Source organism: Cuspidothrix issatschenkoi CHARLIE-1 (assembly GCF_002934005.1).
GTDB lineage: Bacteria > Cyanobacteriota > Cyanobacteriia > Cyanobacteriales > Nostocaceae > Cuspidothrix > Cuspidothrix issatschenkoi.
This window is the reverse complement of sequence record NZ_PGEM01000236.1, coordinates 1-1,361: the sequence shown is the minus strand read 5'-3', so window position 1 is coordinate 1,361 and position 1,361 is coordinate 1. Positions and strand designations below refer to the sequence as shown.

At 36.5% G+C, this 1,361-nt stretch carries 3 protein-coding genes; all 3 read left to right on the top strand.

All coding sequences use genetic code 11. From position 1 onward, the window contains the following. Positions 1–189: hypothetical protein (locus CUN59_RS20910; protein WP_368731938.1), on the top strand; the 189-nt coding region annotated here is incomplete at its 5' end. 25 nt (positions 190–214) lie between these two features. Further along, positions 215–616: a hypothetical protein gene (locus CUN59_RS20905; protein WP_050964935.1), complete on the top strand. Its 402-nt coding sequence runs from the start codon at positions 215–217 to the stop codon at positions 614–616. Between the two features lie 270 nt (positions 617–886). Beyond that, positions 887–1,243: a hypothetical protein gene (locus CUN59_RS20900; RefSeq protein WP_000100266.1), complete on the top strand. Its 357-nt coding sequence runs from the start codon at positions 887–889 to the stop codon at positions 1,241–1,243. Positions 1,244–1,361 lie beyond the last annotated feature (118 nt).

The following is a 1,361-nucleotide window of genomic DNA, read 5'->3' as shown; positions in this document are numbered from 1 at the left end:
AAAGTTGGGGCAGAAGAGCTAGAGAAAAAATTAGGGGTAGATGTTTATCTAAACGTAGTTAAAAATGGCCGAAAGGTCATTGGCTATGAAATGCAGATTACTGATAATCGACAACCAACAACTGCCGAAGTGATACAACATGCAACAGAGAACAGTCATCAAACAGATATCTACGATTTTTTAGATTGATCCAGGCAGAAAAGAGAGAAGCAAAATGACAGAAAGAACGGAACTGATAAACGATATCGAGAAATTAAAAGCTGAAAGAAATAGATTGTTGAGGCAAGTGGAAGAAGCTGAGCAGTGGGAAGGTACTGCATGGGATAGTTTTAATTCGTTGGCTGAACATATACGAGCTACAGAGAAAAAGCAACGCATCGCCCAAAACTATTGGGACAGTTCTCGAAGGGATATTGAAAGTCAATTTGAATTCGTGGCAAGTCAAATTGCTCGAGTAAAAAAAGTGTTGGATAAAAAACGTTATGAATTACTAGAGGGTGAAATTAACGAATTGCAGAAAGAGATTACTACTTTGGCAGATGTTCTCGGCTTAGAGATTGAGGAGTTGCCGAAGCACTTGCCATTCTATACATTACCAGCTGAAATTGATAATTGAGAAAGAATTCTCTCTTTTTCTGGAGGGGGATTGGGGAGCTCCCCAAAAATTTGAAAGGGGTAAAAAGGCGTTCTCTTGAACGTCTCTTTTTATTTCTTTCAAACACAGCATCTGGGAAATTTACTGGTAAATGGGTATCCAGATGCTAAGCTTGCCGGAATGAAAATATGTATTTAGTGGGTAGTTTTTACTAGTAAATCCTCTAATCGTATGGTATAGTATTAGGTGGTAAATTTACCGGTGAGAGAAATTAGATGAAAAGGAGCAAAAATGAGTAGTTGGAAGACAATGTCAGAGATTGCTGAAGAGTTAAAAATATCAAAAGATTTGGTGAAATATCACCGAAAAAAATTAGATAACGATGATGTGATGACTCATAGAGGTTTGGTGTATATATCAGCTTCAGGTGTTGAGAAAATAAAACAAGGACTTCGCAAAGAAAATTATTCTCTAGGTTTTGAAGGAAATGTTATTCAGCGTATATCGGAGGTAGAAGCCAAGTGTAAGTTTTTGGAGGTTCAAAATAAGGAGCTTCTAGACATGAATAAAGATTTGTTGGCTGAATTAAAGGGATTTAGGCGAGAATTTGATAAATTCTTTGCTTTAATTCAAGAAAGTTTAGAGTAATAAGCGAAAATAGCCCTCAGAGGCTCATATTCGCTTATTTTTGTTTTCGGAGTATAATTCTATGCCTTTGATATTAAAATGCGTTAGAGGGCAAAATATGACCTCTGAGAGCGTTTTA